General features: G+C 61.3%; 16 protein-coding genes. 3 read left to right on the top strand and 13 right to left on the bottom strand.

Features of this window, described 5'->3' with window-relative positions:
* The first annotated feature begins 191 nt into the window (after window positions 1-191).
* Window positions 192-1,643 carry an SEL1-like repeat protein gene (locus tag AEYBE204_RS23165; RefSeq protein ID WP_023460765.1) on the top strand — a complete coding sequence of 484 codons (1,452 nt, stop codon included), beginning with the start codon at window positions 192-194 and terminating at the stop codon, window positions 1,641-1,643.
* A gap of 140 nt (window positions 1,644-1,783) precedes the next feature.
* Window positions 1,784-2,149: an endonuclease domain-containing protein gene (locus tag AEYBE204_RS23160; protein ID WP_035441433.1), complete on the top strand. Its 366-nt coding sequence runs from the start codon at window positions 1,784-1,786 to the stop codon at window positions 2,147-2,149.
* A 141-nt stretch (window positions 2,150-2,290) separates the two neighbouring features.
* Here AEYBE204_RS23160 and gltB read toward each other — a convergent pair whose 3' ends face one another.
* The 4 genes from gltB to AEYBE204_RS23140 form a co-directional block, all read right to left on the bottom strand.
* A complete protein-coding gene (gene gltB / locus AEYBE204_RS23155) occupies window positions 2,291-6,817 on the bottom strand; it encodes a glutamate synthase large subunit (protein WP_023460763.1) in 4,527 nt (1,508 codons plus the stop codon).
* Window positions 6,814-8,259 (bottom strand): NAD(P)-dependent oxidoreductase, encoded by a 1,446-nt coding sequence (locus AEYBE204_RS23150; RefSeq protein ID WP_023460762.1) that lies wholly within the window; start codon window positions 8,257-8,259, stop codon window positions 6,814-6,816. Before AEYBE204_RS23150 ends, gltB begins: the two co-directional genes overlap by 4 nt.
* A gap of 417 nt (window positions 8,260-8,676) precedes the next feature.
* On the bottom strand, window positions 8,677-9,960 hold the full coding sequence (locus tag AEYBE204_RS23145) for an ammonium transporter (RefSeq protein WP_023460761.1): 1,284 nt from the start codon (window positions 9,958-9,960) through the stop codon (window positions 8,677-8,679).
* A gap of 521 nt (window positions 9,961-10,481) precedes the next feature.
* A complete protein-coding gene (locus tag AEYBE204_RS23140) occupies window positions 10,482-11,642 on the bottom strand; it encodes a DegT/DnrJ/EryC1/StrS aminotransferase family protein (protein WP_023460760.1) in 1,161 nt (386 codons plus the stop codon).
* Window positions 11,643-12,021: 379 nt separating this feature from the next.
* Here AEYBE204_RS23140 and AEYBE204_RS23135 point away from each other — a divergent pair, with 379 nt between their 5' ends.
* Window positions 12,022-13,455: an aldehyde dehydrogenase family protein gene (locus tag AEYBE204_RS23135; RefSeq protein WP_023460759.1), complete on the top strand. Its 1,434-nt coding sequence runs from the start codon at window positions 12,022-12,024 to the stop codon at window positions 13,453-13,455.
* A 78-nt stretch (window positions 13,456-13,533) separates the two neighbouring features.
* Here the strand turns inward: AEYBE204_RS23135 and AEYBE204_RS23130 are convergent, their stop codons facing one another.
* The 9 genes from AEYBE204_RS23130 to AEYBE204_RS23090 form a co-directional block, all read right to left on the bottom strand.
* Window positions 13,534-13,896: a hypothetical protein gene (locus tag AEYBE204_RS23130; protein ID WP_023460758.1), complete on the bottom strand. Its 363-nt coding sequence runs from the start codon at window positions 13,894-13,896 to the stop codon at window positions 13,534-13,536.
* Between the two features lie 247 nt (window positions 13,897-14,143).
* On the bottom strand, window positions 14,144-14,620 hold the full coding sequence (gene msrB, locus AEYBE204_RS23125) for a peptide-methionine (R)-S-oxide reductase MsrB (RefSeq protein ID WP_023460757.1): 477 nt from the start codon (window positions 14,618-14,620) through the stop codon (window positions 14,144-14,146).
* A gap of 84 nt (window positions 14,621-14,704) precedes the next feature.
* On the bottom strand, window positions 14,705-15,265 hold the full coding sequence (locus tag AEYBE204_RS23120) for a GNAT family N-acetyltransferase (RefSeq protein WP_023460756.1): 561 nt from the start codon (window positions 15,263-15,265) through the stop codon (window positions 14,705-14,707).
* The gene (pseG, locus tag AEYBE204_RS23115) at window positions 15,258-16,310 is read right to left on the bottom strand and encodes a UDP-2,4-diacetamido-2,4,6-trideoxy-beta-L-altropyranose hydrolase (protein ID WP_155908188.1); all 1,053 of its coding nucleotides are present in this window, start codon (window positions 16,308-16,310) and stop codon (window positions 15,258-15,260) included. The genes AEYBE204_RS23120 and pseG overlap by 8 nt, the downstream gene beginning before the upstream one ends.
* On the bottom strand, window positions 16,247-17,233 hold the full coding sequence (locus AEYBE204_RS23110) for a ketoacyl-ACP synthase III (RefSeq protein WP_235068035.1): 987 nt from the start codon (window positions 17,231-17,233) through the stop codon (window positions 16,247-16,249). The genes pseG and AEYBE204_RS23110 overlap by 64 nt, the downstream gene beginning before the upstream one ends.
* Before the next feature lie 14 nt (window positions 17,234-17,247).
* Window positions 17,248-17,979 (bottom strand): SDR family NAD(P)-dependent oxidoreductase, encoded by a 732-nt coding sequence (locus tag AEYBE204_RS23105; RefSeq protein WP_023460753.1) that lies wholly within the window; start codon window positions 17,977-17,979, stop codon window positions 17,248-17,250.
* Window positions 17,976-19,082, bottom strand: a complete 1,107-nt coding sequence (locus tag AEYBE204_RS23100; RefSeq protein WP_023460752.1) for a class I adenylate-forming enzyme family protein — start codon at window positions 19,080-19,082, stop codon at window positions 17,976-17,978. Before AEYBE204_RS23100 ends, AEYBE204_RS23105 begins: the two co-directional genes overlap by 4 nt.
* Entirely contained in the window at window positions 19,079-19,321 is a 243-nt protein-coding gene (locus AEYBE204_RS23095; RefSeq protein ID WP_023460751.1) for a hypothetical protein, read from the bottom strand. The genes AEYBE204_RS23100 and AEYBE204_RS23095 overlap by 4 nt, the downstream gene beginning before the upstream one ends.
* A complete protein-coding gene (locus AEYBE204_RS23090) occupies window positions 19,311-20,105 on the bottom strand; it encodes an alpha/beta fold hydrolase (protein ID WP_155908186.1) in 795 nt (264 codons plus the stop codon). The genes AEYBE204_RS23095 and AEYBE204_RS23090 overlap by 11 nt, the downstream gene beginning before the upstream one ends.
* Between the last annotated feature and the right edge of the window lie 5 nt (window positions 20,106-20,110).

Raw genomic sequence — 20,110 nt, 5'->3', positions numbered from 1 at the left:
CCTTCCTGTCAATGGGAGGCGGTTTTCTTTTGTGAGGATGTGCGTCTGCAATTCATCACTCGTGAAATTTAAAAACGATATAGCCATTATCGTTTAAAAAATTCACTTGACGGTAGCCGGATAAGGCGCATTATACCGCATAAGTAGATTTCAAATATCCTACAATTAAAACAATTTCTACAGGTGAGGCCATGCTCAAATCGTTCAAATCCTGCGTAGTGATCGCCCTGTGCGTTGCCGCGATGTCGCCCACCTCGTTCGCGCAACCGCAGCGCCCGGACGCCAATGCCAAGGACGTCACGGACGTCACCATATTCCTGCGCCGCGAAGCCAGTGTCCCACTCGACAATATTCGCATCCGAGGCAGCTCCGCCTCAAGCTGCAACTTCTTCGGCACTTCGGCGATGGACAGCGACTATGCGCGCGACTACATGGCGCGGTTCGGCGGCGATCCGTCGCGCGGCTATGCCGGGTCGGGTTATTTCAGCGCCTATTCGCCCTATGGCGATGCCTCGATCAGCCCCTATGCGCCGCCGGGGGCCTTCGGTGGCAGAGGCCTTTACGATTATAACGACCGCAGCCGCTGCTCGCAGTCGGACTATAATTTCGCCGCCGGTCGGGCCTATATCCAGGCCCGCGACCGTACCCTGACCGACGCCTTCGCTCTGTTCGATCAGAAGAAGTATCCCGAAGCCCTGGCCCTGTTCCAGAAATCCTACAAGAAGATCGGTTACGCCGAAGCGGCCCTGATGATCGGTCGCATGTACCTGCTGGGGCTCGGCACCGAGGCCGATACGCCCAAGGCGCTGGAATGGCTGGACAAGGCCGCCGGACAACCCAATCCGCCCAGGACCCTGCGCTTCGATCCCAAGGTGCCCGAACGCATGGACGCCGCCACCGAAGCCAGCATCGTTCTGGCCAAGATCTACCTGATCGGCCACGGCGTCGAAAAGAACCCGACGACCGCGCTGAAATGGTATCAAAAGGCTGCCTCGCGCGCCTATGTCCCGGCCTATAAAACCGTCGGCGATTTCTATTACTACGGCTATGGGGTCAAGAAGGACGTCGTCCGCGCCAGCCGCAACTACAAGACCGCTGCCGAAAACGGCTTTGCGCCGGCTCAGATCGCTATGGCGCAGATTCTGGCGTCCGGCGACGAGGGCGTCCCGGCAAATCCGAAGACCTCGCTCGACTGGTACTATCACGCCGCCAAGGCCAACCACCCGGACGGGCTCTACGCCCTGGCCGTCGCCTACGACAAGGGTCAGGGCGTCAAGGCCGATCCGAAACAGGCTCTGTTCTATTACAAGGAAGCCGCTGTGCGCGGTAATCCGGCGGCGCAAAACGATATCGGCACCTATTTCGCCAAGGGCGATACGATCCTGCCCAAGGACGAGGCTATTGCCCGCAAATGGTTCGAGGTCTCGGCCAAGAACGGCGAGCCTGAGGCCATGTACAATCTGGCGGTCCTGCTGATGAAGGGTCAGGGCGGGCCGGTCGATCGCAAGAGCGCGTGGCTGTGGTTCACCGTCGCGCAGAAGGCTGGTCACCCGAATGCCGAGGCGGCGCTCAAGCAACTGGAGCCGCAGATGACCGCTGCCGAAAAGGCCGAGGCCGAGGCTGTACTGGCCCCTAAGTCATAGGCAGGGTCGCGGACCCTGCACCCGTTCGTTGGAGTTATAACTTAAGACCCTCCCCTGATTTCAGGGGAGGTGGATTTTGACGCGAAGCGACAAAAGACGGTGGGGTTAAAACGGTCAGAAACACAAACTATGCTTTTACCATGGTTAAACAACCCAACATCGCTTTTGCCCGTCATCTTCGACAGGAAATGTCTTTACCTGAGCGGCTGTTATGGGCGCGACTAAAGCACCGTGATAAGGGTTTACCGGTTTTCAAACGGCAGTATCCATTCGCACCTTATGTCTTTGATTTTTATTGTGCGAAATTAAAGTTGATCATCGAAATCGATGGTTGGTCACACAATGTCGGGGATCAACCTGAGAAAGACGAATTCCGTGACGCCTTTCTCCTCGAGCGAGGTTTTGAAATCATGCGTATCTCGGCGCAGGATATCCTGAGCGATCCTGATGACATCGCCGATGGCATTTATCGATACACGGCAGAGCGGGTGAGACAGAGGCATTAACCCCACCGTCAGTTTCGCTCCGCTCACCTGCCACCTCCCCTGAAATCAGGGGAGGCATTAGAAAAAAGCCGCCCCTTTGCAGAGGCGGCTTTTTTGAACTCCCGGTTAAGGGTGCAGGGGCTGTGCCCCTGCGACTTTGCTTTAGGCTACATTAGCTTCAAGCTTAGCCTGTATCGCCAAAATCTCGTTCGGCATGACCTGAACGAAGGTTTTCAGCGCGTTCGACCAGTCGTCGAGGATGGCCTCGGCGCGCGGCGATTGCGTCGTCGCGAAGTGCTCTGCGATCAGCGCCTTCAGTTCCGCCTCGTCGGCTTCCGGCACCGGACGCAGCGTGATGCCTTCCGGGTTGATGAAGTTCGGGAAGGTCGCTTCCGGATCCCAGACATAGGCCACGCCGCCGGTCATGCCCGCGCCGAAATTGGCGCCGGTCTTGCCGAGGATGACGACCTTACCGCCGGTCATATATTCGCAGCCGTGTGCGCCGACGCCTTCGACCACGGTCGTCGCGCCGGAGTTACGCACGGCGAAGCGTTCACCGACACGGCCCGCCACGAACAGCTTGCCCGAGGTCGCGCCGTAGAGGTTGGTGTTCCCGGCCAGCATCTGACCGTTCTGCCAGATTTTCGGACGGATGACGATGGTCGCGCCCGACAGACCCTTACCCACGTAATCGTTCGATTCGCCGTTGAGGTCGATGAACAGGCCCTTGACCGCGAAGGCCCCCAGCGATTGTCCGGCGGAGCCGCGCAGTTGCAGGGTCAGGTGCGCATCGGCCAGTTTGTCACCGAAGTTCTTGACCAGCATGTGCGAGGTGCGCGTGCCGACGGCGCGCATGGTGTTGCGCACGTCGTAGGTCAGGGACATCTTCTCGCCGCGCTGGATCAGCGGCACGGCGTCGCGGACGATCTGGGCGTCGAGCGTATCGGCGACCTCGTTGATCTCATGCGGCAGCGTAACCGGGGCCGACGGATCGCGTTCGACCTTGACCAGCAGCGGGTTGAGGTCGAGATCGTCGAGGTGCGCCCCGCCGCGCGAGATCTGACGCAGCAGGTCGGTGCGGCCGACCGCTTCGTCGAGCGAGCGCAGACCCAGCGAGGCCAGGATTTCGCGCACTTCCTCGGCGATGAAGCTGAACAGGTTGATGACCTTTTCCGGCGTGCCGGTGAACTTGGCGCGCAGGCGTTCGTCCTGCACGCAGATACCGACGGGACAGGTGTTCGACTGACACTGACGCACGATCAGGCAGCCCATAGCCACCAGCGATGCCGTGCCGATACCGAACTCTTCGGCCCCCAGCATGGCGGCGGTGACGATGTCGCGGCCCGTGCGCATACCGCCGTCCGAACGCAGGCGGATCTGACCGCGCAGGTTGTTCAGCGTCAGCACCTGATGCGCTTCCGACAGGCCCAGTTCGAACGGCAGGCCGGCGAACTTGATCGAGGTGAGCGGCGACGCGCCCGTACCGCCGACCTGACCGGAGACGAGGATCGCATCCGCTTTTGCCTTGGCGACACCCGCGGCGACCGCGCCGATGCCCGACTGCGACACCAGCTTCACCGTGACGCGGCAATTCGGGTTGATCTGCTTGATGTCGTAGATGAGCTGCGCCAGATCTTCGATCGAATAGATGTCGTGGTGCGGCGGCGGCGAGATCAGGCCCACGCCCGGCGTCGAGTGACGCATACGGGCGATGAATTCCGTGACCTTGAAGCCCGGAAGCTGGCCACCCTCACCGGGCTTGGCGCCCTGCGCGACCTTGATTTCGACTTCGCGGCACTGGTTGAGATATTCCGCCGTGACGCCGAAACGGCCCGACGCGATCTGCTTGATGGCCGAGTTCGGGTTGTCGCCGTTCGGGCGACGGACGTAGCGTTCCGGATCCTCGCCGCCCTCGCCCGACACCGAGCGCGCGCCGATGCGGTTCATGGCGATGTTGAGGGTCTCGTGCGCTTCGGGCGACAGCGCCCCCAGCGACATGCCCGGCGTCACGAACCGCTTGCGGATTTCGTTGACCGATTCGACCTCTTCCAGCGCGATGGGCGCGGACTTGGGCGCCCAGTCGAGCAGGTCGCGCGGCGCGGTCGGCGTCTCCTTCGACATCTTCGCGACCATGTTGGAATAGGTCTTGAAGGTCTTGTAATCGCCGCGCGTCGTCGCGTCCTGAAGCAGGTGGATCAGCTTCGGTTGATAGTAGTGGGTCTCACCCGCCGCGCGCATCTTGTAGAAGCCGCCGATCGGGATCAGGGCGCGCTTGGACGCCCAGGCCGTGTCGTGCAGGGCCTTCAGCTTGGTTTCGATACCGGCAAGGCCGATACCCGAAATGCGCGAGGTCACGCCGGGGAAGAATTCCGCCACCAGCGCCCGCGACAGGCCCAGCGCTTCGAATTCATAGCCGCCGCGATAGGACGAGATGATCGAGATGCCCTTCTTGGCCAGGATCTTCATCAGACCGGCCTCGATGGACTTCTTGTAGTTCATGAAGCACTTGTACGAGGTCTGGCTGCCGTAGCGGCCCTTGTCGAGGCGCTCCTGCATCAGCTCCAGCGCCAGATAGGGGTTGACCGCCGTCGCGCCGACGCCGACCAGCACCGCAAAGGCGTGGCTGTCCATCGCTTCGGCCGAGCGGACGATGATCGAAACGAACGAGCGCAGGCCTTCCTGCACAAGGCGCGCGTGAACGCCCGCCGCCGCCAGAATCATCGGCACGCCCATGCGGTCGGGACCGGCGTTCTGATCGGTGAGGACGATCATGCCCGCGCCGTTTTTCACGGCTTCGACGGCCTGAGCGCGGATCGCGTCGAGCACGACACGCAGCGCCGCACCAGGCTTGGCACCCTCTTCCGGCAGCGGGAACGAACAGTCGAGTTCGGCGACTTCACCGAACTTGCTGGTTTGCAGCAGACGATCGTACATGCCCGTCGTCATGAACGGCGAGTCCATGACCAGCACATTGGTCTGGGCTTCGTCTTCGGCGAGGATGTTGCCGAGGTTCTTGAAGCGCGTCTTGAGCGACATGCCGGCTTCTTCGCGCAGCGGGTCGATCGGCGGGTTGGTCACCTGCGCGAAGTTCTGACGGAAATAGTGCGACAGGGGCCGCCACTCGTTCGACAGGACCGCCAGCGGCGTGTCGTCGCCCATCGAGCCGATGGCTTCCTTGCCTTCCTTGACCATGGCGTCGAGCACGGTGTCGAGGTCTTCGAGGGTGAAGCCCGCCGCGATCTGACGACGGTCCAGTTCTTCGCCGTGGAAAGAACGCGGCTCCGGTCCCGGTTCGATGATCGAGTCGAGATCGACGATGTTTTCCAGCCAGCTCGTATAGTCGTGCTTGCCCGCCAGCGCGTCGAGGATCTCGTCCTCGCCGAAATACTGACCGGCCTCAAGGTCCACCGCGATCATGCGGCCCGGCGCGATGGTGGCGCGCTTCGACACGCGGTCTTCCGACACGCCGGTCATCCCGGCTTCCGAACCGACGATCAGCAGGCCGTCGTGGGTTTGCGTGACGCGCAGCGGACGCAGGCCGTTGCGGTCCTTACCGGCGATGACCCAGCGGCCATCGGTGGCGCAGACGGCGGCGGGGCCGTCCCACGGCTCCATCACGGCGTTGCAGTAGGCATAGAGCGCGCGGTGCGAGTCCGGCATGGTCACGGCCTGCTTCGACCAGGCTTCCGGCAGCAGCAGGGCCTTAGCCATCGGCGCGGAGCGACCGGCGCGGACCAGCAGTTCGAAAACGTTGTCGAGGGCGGCGGAGTCCGAGCCACGCGGCTGGATGACCGGCTTCACGTCCTTGTCGTTTTCGCCGAAGGTCGCCGCCGCCATGCGGATTTCGTGCGACTTCATCCAGTTGACGTTGCCGCGCAGGGTGTTGATTTCTCCGTTGTGCGCCAGCATGCGGAAGGGCTGGGCCAGACGCCATTCGGGGAAGGTGTTGGTCGAGAAGCGCTGGTGGAAGATCGCGACGCTGGAGGCGAAACGCGGGTCTTTCAGGTCGAGATAGAAGTCGTCGACCAGCTCGGCGCGGAACATGCCTTTGTAGATGAGCGTCTTCGACGAGAATGAACAGAGATAACAGTCGAGATTGGCTTCATCGACGCGCTTTTCGATGCGACGGCGGCAGAGGAACATAGCGCGTTCCAGCGCCTCGTCCGTCAGGCCTTCCGGCGCGGCCATCATGATCTGTTCGATTTCCGGGCGCGTGGAATTGGCGCGCGTCCCCAGTTGCGACACGTCGACCGGGGCCTGACGCCAGCCATAGAGATAGAAGCCCGAACGCAGGATTTCCGACTCGACGATGGTCCGGGCGGCTTCCTGAGCGCCGAGGTCGGCGCGCGGCAGGAAGACCTGACCGACCAGCACGGGGCCCGGACGCGGCTCGTGGCCGATATTGCGCACCTGCTCGCGGAAGAAGTCCTGCGGCACCGACAGCATGATGCCCGCGCCGTCGCCCGACTTGCCGTCGGCATCAACCGCGCCGCGGTGGAACAGGGCCTTCAGCGCCTTGACGGCCAGTTCGACCACGTCGCGACGAGCCGAGCCGTCGATGGAGCAGACCACGCCGACGCCGCAGGCGTCGATTTCCGAAGCCGGGTCGTAGGCGTGCGCGTCGATCAGGTTTTTGCGGTTACGATGATAGAGTTCGTAAGCGAAAGACGATCCGGAAGTGGTGATCATTGCGCGGCCTCCAGAGACACGGAAACGTTGGACTGTATATAGTGGTGGATGTCGGCGGCGGCGTCCTGACCTTCGCGGACGGCCCACACGACCAGCGACGCGCCGCGAACGATGTCGCCCGCCGCGAAGACGCCCGGCACGAAGGTCTGGAACTCACCGGCCTGCACCTTGATGGTGCCCCACTTGGTGACTTCGAGGCCCGGCTGATTGAACATGACCGGGATGTTTTCCGGCTCGAAGCCGAGCGCCTCGATGACCAGATCGGCGGGCAGGTCGGATTCGGCACCGGGGATGTCCTCGATGCCCTGACGGCCCTGCGCGTCCGGCGTGGTCAGGCGCATACGCTGGATGCGCAGGCCCGTGGCGTGGTCGGCATCGCCCAGCACGGCCTTGGGGGCCGACAACCATTCGAACGACACGCCTTCTTCCTCGGCATTGGTCACTTCGCGGTCGGAACCTGGCATGTTGGCGCGGTCGCGGCGATAGACGCAGGTGACCGACTTCGCGCCCTGACGCGTCGCTGTGCGGACGCAGTCCATGGCCGTGTCGCCGCCGCCGATGACGACGACGTGCTTGCCGCTGGCGTTCAGATGCGCTTCGGCGGCTTCTTCGACATTGTAGCCGAAGCCTTCCTTGTTCGCCATGGTCAGGTAGTCCAGCGCCACGACGACGCCGGTCGAGCCGCAGCCCGGCACGGTCAGGCGGCGCGTCTTATAGACGCCGGTCGCCACGAGGATGGCGTCGTGCTTGTCGCGCAGCTCTTCGAAAGTGACGTCTTCGCCGATGTCGCAGTTCAGCACGAATTCGACGCCCGACGCGGCCAGACGGTCGGTGCGGCGCGCCACGACGTCCTTTTCCAGCTTGAACGACGGGATGCCATAGGTCAGCAGGCCGCCCGCACGGTCGTAGCGGTCGTAGATGGTGACCTTGTAACCCAGGGTGCGCAGACGGTCGGCGGCGGCGATGCCTGCCGGGCCCGCGCCGATGATGCCGACGCTTTGCTCGCGCTCCTGCACCGGGACGATGGGCTCGATCCAGCCGTTCTCAAACGCCAGATCGCCGAGGTGGCGCTCGACGGCACCGATGGTGACGTTTTCCCAGCCAGACTGTTCCAGCACGCACGAGCCTTCGCACAGGCGGTCCTGCGGGCAGATGCGGCCGCAGATTTCCGGCAGCGCCGAGGTCGCCGACGACAGGCGATAGGCCTCTTCGTAGCGCCCTTCGGCGGTCATGCGCAGCCAGTCGGGGATGTTGTTCTGCAACGGGCAGCCGGACTGACAGAACGGGATACCGCACTGGGCGCAGCGCGAGGCCTGCTTGTCGGCCTGACCCGGTTTGAAGTCGGCATAAATCTCACCGAAGTTATTAATTCGGGTCTTCGCCTCAGCCTTGCTTGGCGTTTTCTTATGTTCAACGACGAAGCGGTTCGTCTCGTAGCTCATAGGCTTAACCCTTATAACTCGGTGCGGACTCTTCCGTTTAAGGAAGATTTTCGGTGTCCGTTTTGTTTTAGCGCACTAAAACGCCCGTAAAGCGCAAAAGTCCGGTCAAGCAAAGCGGAAAATGCAGATTCCCGTCGATTCGCGATAAAAACCTCAAAGCGTGAGAAATTTATCGAAGTCGTTTCAATTTATACTTTATTCTTTGCGTATCCCTTACGTACTTAGCATTTCCGAAGACATGCGTAAATTGTAAGCGAACGCAAAACCCCCCAGTGTTCACCCGACTTCGTTTAAGAAGTCCGGCAAATTCTGAGGGGCGTTTCCGTATCCGGTTTTGGGTCGTTCCGCTCTTCTCTGGGCGGGGCTTGCCTTGACCGGTTTCGGTTCAGCCCCTTTGCCCTGCGCGGGTTCCGGGTCCTATCCGTGTTGGGTCTCTCCGTGCTGTGTCGCGTCGAGACCCTCGATTTCCTGCTCTTCGTCCACACGCAGGCCGGTGGTGAATTTGCAGATCATCAGAATAATGAATGTAATGAGCGCGCTCCAGCCGATCACGGCCACGAGCCCCAGTGCCTGTTTTATCACGCTGGCGTTTTCGCCCGCCGCATTGATGGCGCTATTGGCGAAGACGCCGGTCAGGATAGCGCCCACAATACCGCCCACGCCGTGGACACCGAACGCATCGAGGCTGTCGTCGTATTTGAAGGCCTTCTTGAGCGCGGTCGCGCCGAAGAAGCAGGCCACACCGCCCAGCAGGCCGATCAGCAGAGACGCCTTCGGATCGACGAAACCCGCCGCCGGGGTGATGGCGACCAGACCGGCGACCAGACCGGAAATCATGCCGAGCACGGTCGGTTGCTTGCGCTCGATCCATTCGGGGATGGTCCAGCCGATCGCGCCGGTCATGGCGGCGACGATGGTGTTGAGCACGGCCACACTGGCCAGCGCATCCGCCGTCCAGGCCGAACCGCCGTTGAAGCCCAGCCAGCCGACCAGCAGCAGCGACGCGCCGATCATGGTGAAGGCGAGGTTGTGCGGGGCCATATATTCGCGCGGGAAGCCACGGCGCTTGCCCAGCACCAGCGCACAGACAAGGCCCGCGACGCCCGAATTGACGTGAACGACGGCACCACCGGCGAAGTCGAGAACGCCCGCGCTGCCGAGGAAGCCGCCGCCCCATACCCAGTGGCAGATCGGGGCATAGACGAACAGGGTCCACAGCGCCGTGAACAGGACGAAGGCCGAGAACTTCATGCGTTCGGCGAACGCTCCGGCGATCAGGGCCGGGGTGATGATGGCGAAGGTCATCTGATAAGCGATCCACAGGAACTCCGGCAATTGCGGCGCCAGGCCGAACGCGGTGTTCATGGTCACGCCGTTGAGCAGGAAGGCATCGAACGACCCAAGGAAACGGTTCAGACCTTCATTGCCGTTGAGGCCGAAGGAGAGCGAATAGCCGATGACAATCCACAACACCGAAACGATGACGGCGGCGGCAACCGATTGCGCCAGCACCGACAAAACGTTCTTTTTGCGCACCATGCCGCCGTAGAACAGGGCCAGACCCGGCAGGGTCATCAGCAGGACCAGCGCGGTGGAGACGATGATCCACGACGTATGGCCGGTATCGAGCGCCAGCGCCGCCTGATGCTTGAGAAGCACCGGCGCTGCCGTTTCCACCACACTCGTCGTCGTCGCTGTCATGAGAGTCTCGGTATATCGTTTTGTGTTCAGGAAACTCGCATCCGCAAAAGCGTCGCGGTCCAGCGGGCCGGGCGGCTTTCGTCAAATGTTTTCCTGTATTTTTGCTCTTTGCGCGAAAATTTACCGAAAAGCGAGCAAATTTTGCGTCATCCGGCAAAAAACTTCACAATTGGGATTACAGCGTGTTGCAGCGCGGGGAGAAGTACTCTTTCGTGCCAGCCTGTATCTCATGGTGAGTCAACGAATGGCCCCCACCACCACATCTTAACGGCTTCGCCGTTTCGTGCGGTCCCCCTCCCCGCCGCCATCCTTTGCGCAGCAACTATAGCGCTGGCAGCAGGGAGGTATAAAGAAAAGGGGGACACTCTCATCCATACCTCCCCGACCTCATCTCGTTTCACACAATGGATGAGGTCAGGGTTTAGCGCAGCGAAAGTATAGCTTTCGCCAGCGATGGGACCGCACGACGCCGCGTTAGCGGCTAGATGCGGTGGTGGGGGCCATTCAGTTATGGACGTATCTCAGCCCTTAAACGCTTTCACCGCCGCGACGATCTCCGCCTGCGTCTCCGCTGTAAGGTACGGGCTGAACGGCAGGCTGATCACCGTTTTCGACTTGGCTTCGGACACGCTCAGGTCGCCCGTGCCGGATGTAAACTTCGCATAGCCCGGTTGCTGGTGCAGCGGGATCGGATAATAGACCGCCGTCGGAACACCCTTCTCGCGCAGAAACAGTTGCAGAGCGTCGCGGTTTTCGTGCTCGATCGTATATTGCGCCCAGGTCGAGACGTAGCCGTCCTTCACATAGGGGACGCTGGTCACATAGCCATCGAGCGCGTCGTTGTAGCGCCTGGCCACGGCCTGACGCAGTTCGATTTCCTCGGCGAAGATGGCCAGCTTTTCGATCAGCACCGCCGCCTGAATCGTATCGAGGCGCGAATTCATCCCTATACGGACGTTCAGATACTTGGCCTCATGCGTATAGTTCATCGTCGCCGCATCGGTCGGCGTCGCCCCGCCGTGGACGCGGAACGAGATCAGCTTTTCCAGCAGGGCGGCGTCGTTCAGCACCACCGCCCCGCCGTCGCCGTAGCAACCCAGCGGCTTGGCCGGGTAGAAGCTGGTCGAGGTCGCGTCGGCCCATTCCAGCGGCTGCTTGCCGTCGATGGTGCAGCCGAAGCCCTGCGCCGAATCCGCGATCAGCGGCAGGCCGTGCGCCCTGGCAATCTTGGAAATCGCCGGATAGTCGGCGGCCTGACCGAACAGGTCGACCGCGATGATGGCGGCAGGCTTCAGACGCCCCTCAGCCTTGACAGCGGCGATGGCGGCTTCAAGCTTGGCCGGGTCCATATTGTAAGTCTTGGGGTCGATATCGACAAAGACCGGTTCGGCACGCGTCATCGGCACGACTTCGGCGGTGGCCACGAACGTAAAGGCCGGAACGAAAACGGCATCGCCCTCCCCGACGCCCAGCCCCAGCAGGATCAGTTCGATGGCATCGGTACCATTGGCGCAGGACAGGGCGTGCTTCGACCCGGCGAACGCTGCCAGATTGGCCTCGAAGGTCTTGACCTCCGGCCCCATGATATAGGCGCCGTGGCCGATGACCTTGAGCACGGCGGATTCGATGGACGAACCGATGCGCTCACGCTGAACGCCGAGATCGATAAACGGAATAGCCATGCTGTGCCTCGCTTGAAGCGCATTCCGAAAAGTGGGAACCGGTTTTCGGAATCAAATGCGCGAAAAAACAGAAATTTAAACACTGAAATTACAGTCGTTGTCGGTGTAACAGGTTCTGAGTCCGGCGCATCTCAAAAGGCATTACCCAAAATTACAAGATTGCGTGAGGCTTTTGGCCCTTTAATTTGTCAGACTTTTGTCTATATAAGGGCGCGTATTCGAACCTGCCAAACTGTGCAGCGATCCATACCGTTCCGGCATTTTACTTTTTTATCCGGATATGGTTGACGCAGGGCGGCATTTGCGCGACCACAGGCGGCCAAAGTTAGCGCTACCATAATCGCGTAACATTCTTTCATATCTTCCGGGAGAGCGGACAGTGACCACATACGGCAATCTGATCAACGGCGAATGGGTCGTTACGGGCAGCACCTTCAACGACATCAACCCGTCGGACACCAACGACATCATCGGAACCTATTCGACCGCCGGTGAAGCCGAAGTCACCGCCGCCATCGCCGCCGCGAAGGAAGCCTTCAAGACCTGGCAGTATTCGACGCCGCAGCAGCGCTTCGACGTCCTCGACAATGCCGGAACCGAAATCCTCGCCCGCAAGGCCGAGCTGGGCGCGCTCCTGTCGCGCGAAGAAGGCAAGACCCTGCCGGAAGGTATCGGCGAAGTCACCCGCGCCGGTCACATCTTCAAATATTTTGCCGGTGAAGCCCTGCGCGCCCACGGCGAAGTCCTCGACTCGGTTCGTCCGGGCGTCAAGGTCGAGATCACCCGCGAAGCCGTCGGCGTCATCGGCCTGATCTGCCCGTGGAACTTCCCCATCGCCATCCCGGCGTGGAAAATGGCCCCGGCCATCGCGTTCGGCAACACCGTCGTCTGCAAGCCCGCCGAGCTGACCCCGGCCTGTGCGTGGGCTCTGGCCGACATCCTGACCCGCGCCGGCCTGCCCAAGGGCGTGCTGAACGTTGTCTTCGCCCGCGGTTCGGTCGCCGGTCCGCTGATGATCGACGGCTGCGACGCCATCTCCTTCACCGGCTCGGTTCCGACCGGCACGCGCGTCCGTGACGCCGCCGTCGCCAAGGGCAAGCGCATCCAGTGCGAAATGGGTGGCAAGAACCCCGTCGTCGTCCTCGATGACGCCGACCTCAATGTCGCCGTCAATTCGGTGCTGAACTCGTCGTTCTTCTCGTCGGGCCACCGCTGCACGGCCTCGTCGCGGATCATCGTCACCGAAGGCATCGCCGATACATTCGTTGCCGCCCTCGCCGAAGCCGCCAAGGCCATCAAGGTCGGCGACTCGCGCGCCGACGGCGTTCAGATGGGGCCGATCGCTTCGCAGGAACAACTCAAGATCGCGCAGGACGCGGTCGCCAAGGCCAAGGCCGAAGGCGGTGTGATTCTGGCCGGTGGCGAAGACCTGACCTTCGGTACGCCTGGCTACTATTACGCCCCGACCCTTATTGACAAGACGACCGTCGACATGGCCATCAACAAGGAAGAAGTCTTCGGCCCGGTCGCTTCGGTCATCCGCGTCAAGGACCTCGAAGAAGCCATCAAGGTTGCCAACGACACCGAGTTCGGCCTGTCGGCAGGCATCTGCACGACCTCGCTGAAGTCGGCCGAGACCTTCAAGCGCCGCGCCGAAGCCGGGATGGTCATGGTCAACCTGCCGACCGCCGGTGTCGACTATCACGTTCCGTTCGGTGGTCGTAAGGGCTCGTCCTACGGTCCGCGCGAGCAAGGTGCCTATGCCAAGGAATTCTACACCATCGTCAAGACGGCCTATACCTTCGCGGGATAAAGAAAAAGGCTTGGGGGCACAGCCCCCAAACCCCATTACATAAGAGAAGCGGCTCCGGAAACGGAGCCACTTTTTTTGTTACCGTGCCGCCACCATCGCGCCCTGCGCAAAGGCTGCCAGTTCCGTGCTGGCGCGCGTATAGCGGATGTCTTCGATGCGGTCGTTCGTTCCACGGGCGCGACCTTCGATCCAGGCCACCTTGCCATCGGCCATTACGGCCTTGTACTTGAAGCGCGTGTCGAAATGCGAACTGCCGCCTTCGCAGCGGTCCAGATCGACGATCTCCTTATGCGCAGGTGCCGCCTTGCCGGTTTCCGCCGCCACGGCATCGGCGATCGCCTTGCCGACCATCTTTTCCTGCGTGGCGTCGCATTCCGCAAACGCCGACCCCGCTACCAGCGCGCCGCAAACGACCAGCGCACCCATAACCGATTTCATCATGTCCAACTCCTGTACTTATTTTCATTGACTTGGGTGAAGCCTGTCTCCGAGGCACAACCATACCCAAGGCTGCACCCCTGAGGATGCGCCGCTATTTGAAATTTTCAAGTTAAATAATCAGGGTTCGGACTAAAAAATGCAGTTTTTCGGCATTATTTTTTTATCAGCTTACGGAGTATATATGAAAATAACCTGCCGATTTGCAAACGATAATCAGAAAGACGAAATCATAATGCGCCGCACAACGCTAATCCTTTACGACTGCCGGATCGTCGCGTTGTAACAAATCTGGCAGGGCCTGTCCTTCCGGCACGAAGTCCATGGCCACCGAGTTCATGCAGTAGCGCTGACCGGTGGGACGCGGGCCATCATCGAAGACATGGCCCAGATGGGCGTCACAACGACCACAGCGGATTTCGGTACGCACCATGCCGTGCGTTACGTCGCGCAGATAATGGATGTGACCTTCACCGATGCTTTCATAGAAGCTGGGCCAGCCGGAACCGGAATGGAACTTGGCGCGGGAATTGAACAAAGGCAGGGCGCACAGGGCACAGGTATAGATGCCCTCCTCCTCATATTCGTCGAACTTGCCGCAGAAGGGCGGTTCGGTGCCGTGATTAAGGAGGATGCGCCGCGCTTCGGGATCCAGCCGGGCGGCCAGTTGCGTAATTTCGTCTTTGGAAGGCGGGGTAAGATCGAATCCGAGCTTTGACTTGGCCATGTTGAACTCCCGGTTCAGGGGTTTGGGGGGCATTTTAGCGCGCTACCGCTTCGCTGCTTGAGCGCATGGCCCCAATTCTTTGTCTTATATAGTCTCGTTGCCATCCCAATCACGGGTGTCGCGAAACTTTTTGCGGAAAGCGGCCCATTCGGACGCCTCCTGTTCGAAAATATGCAGGTCGTGCCGTACGCCGTCTTTCAAAGCATGGTTCTTCAAAACACCAACGTGACGATAGCCGATAAAGGCCTGAGTGCGGATAACCCGGTCGTTCCAGTCAACGACGTGATTGACCAGCTTATGCAGCTTCAGCGTAAAAAAGGCATGGTTGAGCGTGCCGAGGAAATTGTACATCGATAGGGCGACGGGGACCTCCGGGTCGCCGATATAGACCCCGACCTCGCCGATCTGGTTGGCTTTGTCAGTGACGGTCAGGGAGCAGAAGCCGACGTCCTTGCCGTGGATCTGGATAATTCGGTGATGATAGTCGTCGCGCGCTTCAGACCGTTCGATCCACGCCTTTTGCCGCTCGATATCGTAGGGCACGTCGGTCAGCATGTAGCGCGTGATGTGCGGGGCCGTGCGCCAATCGAGCAGGCGTTTGGCGTCGTCGGTCGTGATCGGACGATAGGACAGGAAATCAGCCATGAGATCGGATCGCCTTTATGATGCGTTCGCAGCCCTTGCCATCGATCAGGCCGTGCGCGCGGGCGGCGATCTCGCGCCGCATATCGGCATCGCCCATCAGGGCCTCGATGGTCAGGGCGAAGTCGGCGGGCCAGCCATCGCGGGCGTCGAGGACTGGAAAGGGTGACGATGTGAGCGCGGCGACCTGATTATCGACGACAACCATGACCAGAGCGGCGAGGTTCATGGCGGCGATTTCACCGACGCTGCCACCGGCGGCGGTAACGACCAGTTCGGCGCCGGTCAGGACTTCGGCGACGTTATCGGGCGACAGATAGAGCTTGAGCCCCGCCCGCTCGGCACAGAGCTGACGCAGGGCATCGACATTGGCATTGGCGGGTCCGACGATCAGGCGGATATCCATCGCCGGGGCGGACTCCAGCAGAGCTTCGGCGCAAGTCGCGGTCAGGCCTTTGGGATCGGAGCCGCCGAACATGACGGCTATGTGCGGGCGGCGCGGCGCGGGGTAGTGACGGCGGAACTCGCGGCGAATTTGCGCATAGTCGGGACCGAGGCACAGGGTCGCTTCCGGGGCGATGTCGACATAGGCCAGATCGACCGCCGATCCGGCGGCGTTGACGATCAGATGCGCTTTAAGCTGGCGGACGTCGGCGAGGTCATCCATCACCGCCAGATAATAGTCCGCCGACAGACGATCATAGCTATCGGCGTCAAAGGCGTAGGAATCGAGCAGCAAAACATCGCCTTTCGGCACGACGGTCTTGATCGCGACGATGTCTTCGGGTGACCCGATCCGCGTCTCCATCCAACGCCATTTCGCACCGATGGTTTGCAACCGCGCGATGGCCGCGTTCGGTGCTTCATTGAGCAGAAACACGACCTCGATTTCGTGGTGGCAGGCCTCTTCGGCGATGGCGAAGCAGCGCATGAAATGCCCCAGGCCGATCCGCGTCGAGGCTTCGGTGCGCACCCACATCCGCATCACGGTACCCGGACGATGGCGGCGATAGAGGGCGCGGGGGTCGACCACACGGCGGTCGACCACGACCAGCCCACCCCGAACCCGCACAGCAGCAGGTTGAGGCGATCCTTGGGCGGCTGTTTCGGCAGATAGTCGCACAGGGCCAGCGGTATCGAGGCCGAAGAGGTATTGCCGTAATCGCGCACCGCATAGACCATCTGATCGTCGCGCGCCTTGATCTTATGCCCCAGCGTCCGCAGCATCAGGGCATTGGCCTGATGCAGGATGACGTGGTCGATATCGCCAATGTCCTTGCCCGCCGTCGTCAGAGCCCGCGCAATCGACGGGGCGACCTGACGCAGCGAGAAGGCCATGACCTGCGTGCCGTCCATGAACAGTTCCGGCGTGCCCGGTTCGGCCAGCCCACCGGTTTTCGAGATCAGATAGGGCGCGCCGGAACCGTCAGAGCCCAGATCGAAAGCCGCCGTCGCTTCGCCTGTCTCCAAAGCCGTCACCGACACCGCATCCCCGAACAAGGGTGCCAGCGCGCGGTTGTCGTCAGAGATCATGCGCGACGTCATGTCGCCGGTCACCAGCAAGGCGCGGCGGATCGTGCCGGCCTGCATCAGAGCGCTGACCACCGATAATCCGTACACGTAACCCGAACAGCCAAGCCCCAGATCGAAAGCCGCCGTCTGCGACCCCAGACCGAGTTTATTCTGAATGACGCAGGCCGTGGACGGCAGCGGATAGTCCGGCGTTTGAGTCACGACAACCAAAAGGTCGATGGAGTCGCGCGCCCAGTCGAGCGTGGTGATCAGGTGTTCAGCGGCGGTGACCGCCAGTTCCGACACGGTATGCGCCGTGGAGACCGGCCGGCGCTCGATGCCGGTGGCGGTGATGATCTTGGCCATGACGTCGCTGCCGAACTGCGGCGCCAGATCGGCGTTTTCAGACACGGCTTCGGGCATGGCGGTGACCACGCCGCGCAGAACCGGAGCTGTCATGGCGAAAGCCGTCATCAGCTTGTCAGCCCCCCGTCTACGGTGAGGGTTTGCCCGGTGATAAAGGCCGCTTCGTCCGACAGCAGAAAACGCACCAGCGGTGTAATATCGCTCAACTCGCACAGGCGATTGAGCGGCGTGCGACGGACGATCTGATCGAGCTGCTTATCGTCCAACCCGGCAGACAGGGCCGTCTTCATATAGCCCGGTGCAATGGAATTGACGGTGATCCCCAGCCGCCCGACTTCGCGCGACAGGGCGCGGCCGAAGCCGTCCATGCCCGCTTTCGACGCCGCATAAGCGCTGAGACCCGTATAGCCGCGCGAACCGGTGATCGAGGAAATATTGATGATCCGCCCCGGCTTGCGCGTGCGCATCATCCGGCGCAGCGCGGCGCGGGTAAGCGCAATCGCGCCGGTCAGATTGACCTGTAACACGCGCTCGATATCGGCCAGCGGCAGGGTGGACAGAATGCCTTCGACCGACATGCCGGCGTTGTTGACCACGCCCCACGGCGGGGTGCCGGAATGCGCGATAGATGTCGCAACAAAGGCTTCTATGGCGTCGCTGTCGCCCATATCGGTCGCCTGCCAGAAAAAACGCGAACCAAATTCGGATTGCAGTGCCTTGACCTCGTCGCTCAGGGTCGTCGAACATCCCGCGACACCGTAGCCCGCCGCCAGCAAATCCATAGTAATGGCATGGCCCAGACCCCGGCTGACACCGCTGACGATCACCCATTTACTCATGATGCGGCCCTCGATTTCTTGCCGGTTTCGCCGTACGGGATCGCCGCGACGAACGCGAGACTGACCGGTCTCTGCGCGCGCGGCAAGGCGTTGATATGCGCCTTGATTTGCGCTCTCACCTCGCCTTCGTCCGCTGACAGATCGAGTGCGATTTCGGCGGTCAGGATGTGACCCGTAATAGGATTTGGCCGTGCGGAAATGCGCACATCGCGCACGACCGGACAGGTGAGAAGATACGCCTCGACTTCTTCGGGAAAGACCTTCACCCCGCCGATATTGACCATCGAATCCAGCCGCCCGCGAAACAGGACACGATCATCGTCAATGATCACGGCATCGTTCGTATCGCGGCCATCAACATTCAACGTATTGTGCTCTGTAATCGCCAGAGTGTCGTTCAGCCACGCCGCCGGGAATCCCGCCTTACCGTCGCTGACCGTAAACACCACCCCGGCCTCGGTCGTGGCGTAGATATGGCGGATATGGGCGTTCGGGAACCGTGTCCGCAAGGCATCGAGCAAGCCCTGATCCGTGGCTTCCCCACCCAGCGTCACGCCCTTGAGATCGAGGTCCGGCGCCGCCATCAGGAAGGCCCGCCAGAAGGTCGGTGTTCCGCTAATGTGGGTCGGTTGCGTGACCTCGGCCAGCACGGCCATGTCACCCACTGAGGCGTTGAGCGGCGGCGCAATCAGGGTATGGCCGCCGATCAGCGCTGACAATACAACCTGCACGCCGGCAAAGCTGAAAGGATGATAGGTCAGCAGCCAGCGCGCTTTCGCGCCCGATCCGGCGGCGATTTTTTGCGTCAGTTTGGCAAGATCATGCCCCGCCCATTTCGGCGTTCCGGTCGTGCCCGAAGTTTGCAGCCAGACACGGCCGGATTGATCCGGAACCGGAATATCGGCGCTGAAGTTACGCTGAACGAACAGGTCTGTCCCATTAGCTTGTGTGGCAATCAACGCGGCGATCAGATCGGCGACCGGCTGATCACCCTCAGCGATAGCTAGCGATGTTGTGGTCTCGGCGCGCGCGCGCAGATCGGCGGCAGTGAACACTTGTCCACCTTCGATCAGTTCAAAACGCGCGTCGAGACTGAGGCTCATCCAGCGGCCTTCGTGAACAAGGCCCCGAGTTCACCCGCTGTATGAAACAGGACGAACCCTTCGCGAAACGGCTGCAAGCCCGTGACTTCTTCCAGTGTCACCACCAGCGTTGCCAGATCAAGGCTGTCGATGTCCAGCGGCCCGTTGAGCAGGACGGTATCGGGGGTGATCTCAACCACCGACGCGGATTTATCCGTCAGGATTTGCGTCAACTCGGTGCGGACGAGGTCAAAGGACATTGAGGAACTCCAGAATATGATACGTGACGCGGCGTGATGCCTCGATATGCGGCACATGACCCGCGCCTTCGATCACGCACAGGTTGGGCAAGCCGTCCGGCAACGGAATAACGCGGTCCTGATCGCCCCACAGCACCGTCACCGGACAAGGCAATTGTGACCAGTCATAGACGCCGAGGTCACCCGACGCGGCCTCGATCCGGCGCAGAAACCGCAGCAAGGTCTCCCGGCGTTCGGGTGTGGCAGCAGCGATCAGCGATGCCGTCATGACGGGCACATAGGAGGCGTTATCAGGGCCGACCAATTGAATGGCAGCGGCATGGGCGGCGGCCTCGCTGCCTTCGGACAGGTAGCGCTCGAAAGCCTCGCGACGGAAGTCGCCGCCGATGCCCGCTGGAGCGATCAGCGACAGACTGAGTACTTTTTCCGGATTGGCTTCGGCCAGAGCCAGAGCGATACGCCCACCCATCGAATGGCCGACCATATGGGCGGCTTCGACACCCAGAACGCCTAGTGTTTCATTAAGCCAGTCGGCCATATAATTGAGGCTGCAATCGCCTGCGGCATCGTGGGTCTTGCCATGCGCGGGCAGTTCCAGCGCAATAACGCGGTACTTTGCGGCCATCGGCACCAGGCAGAACTGCCACGTTAAAAGGTCCGCTGCAAAGCCATGCACCAAAACCACGACGGGTGCGTCCTTACGGCCCATTTCGAGGAAACTGACACGGCCCTGCAAACCGTCCGTGTACGACAGGCTGATCTTGCGCGATGATTTTTCGGCCACGAGCG

Source organism: Asticcacaulis sp. YBE204 (assembly GCF_000495855.1).
GTDB lineage: Bacteria > Pseudomonadota > Alphaproteobacteria > Caulobacterales > Caulobacteraceae > Asticcacaulis.
The sequence above is the reverse complement of the archived record's forward strand: the minus strand, read 5'-3'. Positions and strand labels throughout refer to the sequence as shown.